Annotated in this window: 3 protein-coding genes; all 3 read left to right on the top strand. The window is 41.0% G+C overall.

Annotated elements, in window-relative coordinates:
- A partial coding sequence (locus tag EOK74_RS20945; RefSeq protein ID WP_205964534.1) for a hypothetical protein occupies nt 1–223 on the top strand: 223 nt, incomplete at its 5' end.
- A gap of 488 nt (nt 224–711) precedes the next feature.
- Nucleotides 712–1,029 carry a hypothetical protein gene (locus EOK74_RS05980; RefSeq protein ID WP_133469019.1) on the top strand — a complete coding sequence of 106 codons (318 nt, stop codon included), beginning with the start codon at nt 712–714 and terminating at the stop codon, nt 1,027–1,029.
- Nucleotides 1,030–1,136: 107 nt separating this feature from the next.
- The gene (locus tag EOK74_RS05975; protein ID WP_133469018.1) at nt 1,137–1,922 is read left to right on the top strand and encodes a hypothetical protein; all 786 of its coding nucleotides are present in this window, start codon (nt 1,137–1,139) and stop codon (nt 1,920–1,922) included.
- Nucleotides 1,923–2,075 lie beyond the last annotated feature (153 nt).

The following is a 2,075-nucleotide window of genomic DNA, read 5'->3' as shown; positions in this document are numbered from 1 at the left end:
CTTCTCTCCAAACTTTGATAAAAATAAACCTTCTACGTTTACCGATTCCCTTTTGGAAAAAAAGGAAGTAGTAACTTTAACGCCAAATGAGTCACGGAAAGTTATGTATTACACAAGTATAGGGTATTGGGTTAAATGGAGAGTTATTGAGCCTCAGTCTCTATCAGATATAAGTGGGCTCCTTGAACCGTTGATAAATAAAAGGTATTTAGTTGTTGAGTAACGCACCTAACAAACCAAGTCAGCGGGAATTTTACTCGCTGAACAACACTCATAAAATCCCCTGCTTGGGGCGTTAGCATGCCAAAGCCTATTCTCAGTTGGTTAACCACAAGTGGTGTGCAAAGCGGTTAGCTTTTTGGCTCATCACGGTCGGTAAAAGTAATTCACGTAACCAATAAGTTCTGGCAATATAAATCATCAACAACTGGCAAGTTTAAGGCAAAGGACAATGCGGTATTCAATTTCACACAAGGCAGTCACAGTTTGTTAGTTCATCAAGCAAATCAAACAACAGCACGCAATGCGGCTGCTAACAATAAGCTTAATCAGAAAACCACTCGCTGGCCTGNCAATGCGGCTGCTAACAATAAGCTTAATCAGAAAACCACTCGCTGGCCTGCGGCCAAAACGCGTCGTGTTTTCTGCTTAGCTTAAGCGTTATATGGCCGATAAAGTCGAGATCTATAGTGGAATCAAAAAAGGATTTAAATGAAATTATACCCATATTCAAATGTTAAAACCGAGAACCTATTTACACTGTTATTGGCGTCGCGGCTTATAGGAGTTATTGGTTACCTAGCAATTGTTGCAACCTTAGGGCTTCTCATTTTTAGTATATTTGCAGGTCCTCAAACTATTGCAGGAGACCCCAATAGCCCAATAGTTTCAATGTCTACTCTTGGGTACCGTGAAGTTGTTTTGTCGCTAAGCTTTACTAGTTTTATTTCTGGTTTAATTTGCCTTAGTTTAAGCGGTTTGTGTGCAGCAGTAGTTTCATGCGAACATAAATATACAAGGGTTAGTTAACCTTGCCATATAACAAGCAAAAGCAACGGAAAAGCACTCGCTGGGCTTCGCCCAAATGCGCTCGCGCTTTCCGCTGTTTAGAGCGTTAGATGAAAAAGGAGATCGCAGTGTCTGAAAAAGAATGTTTTGTAATTGCCCCTATAGGAGAAGCTGAATCAGACACGCGAAAGCGATCAGATCAGATTCTCAAGCATGTAATATCTCCTGCCCTGAAAGAGTGTGGTTATAAACCGACAAGAGCAGATCAAATATCTGAACCTGGCATGATTACAAGTCAGGTTATTCAGCGCATTGTTGATGACCCGTTAGTCATAGCTGATCTTACCGAAAGAAATCCGAATGTTTTCTATGAACTTGCCATTAGGCATGCAATTCGAAAACCGCTGGTACAATTGATTAAGAAGGGAGAGCAAATACCATTTGATGTTGCTGGCACTAGGACAATTCACGTTGATCACCATGACCTTGATAGTGTCGAACAAGCAAAGTCAGAAATAATTGCGCAAGTAAAATCGCTTGAAAAAAATCCAGCAAATCTTGAAACACCAATTTCTGTTTCATTGGATCTTCAGTTTTTGCGCCAAAGCGATAATCCAGAGCAAAGGTCTTTAGCTGATGTATTGTCAGTCATAACGGAATTGCGAGGTACGGTACTTGGGTTAGAGAAACGACTTGATAGTCCAGAGGGTCTGCTACCTAAAGAATTCATGAGGTACATGATGAGGGGGCCTCGTTCCGAAAAAATGGTATTTGAAATTAGGCATATGCTAGAAGAGCTATATGAATTGGCAGTTTCAGAAAAGCCTTCAAATAAATCTCAAAAATCAGAATACGAAGACAGAATTATGCGCATGCGAAAAATGCTAGATATGATGATGCATGAACGGTGGTAGTCATCTAACAAACGCTTGCAGCCTGACGCCAAAACCTCCGCGTTTTTGTGTTACTCGCTACGCTCAAACAATAACACAAAAACACTACAGTTTTCGCGCAGCTGAAGCGGGCGTTATGCATTGAGGGATAAAGATGCCGATTGATGAGATAGG

This window comes from Paraglaciecola marina (assembly GCF_004360155.1).
Classification (GTDB): domain Bacteria; phylum Pseudomonadota; class Gammaproteobacteria; order Enterobacterales; family Alteromonadaceae; genus Paraglaciecola; species Paraglaciecola marina.
The sequence above is the reverse complement of the archived record's forward strand: the minus strand, read 5'-3'. Positions and strand labels throughout refer to the sequence as shown.

What these genes read in the sequence shown, in the direction of transcription:
- EOK74_RS05980 (WP_133469019.1), top strand. Translation starts at nt 712, where the DNA reads ATGAAATTATACCCATATTCAAATGTTAAAACCGAGAACCTATTTACA.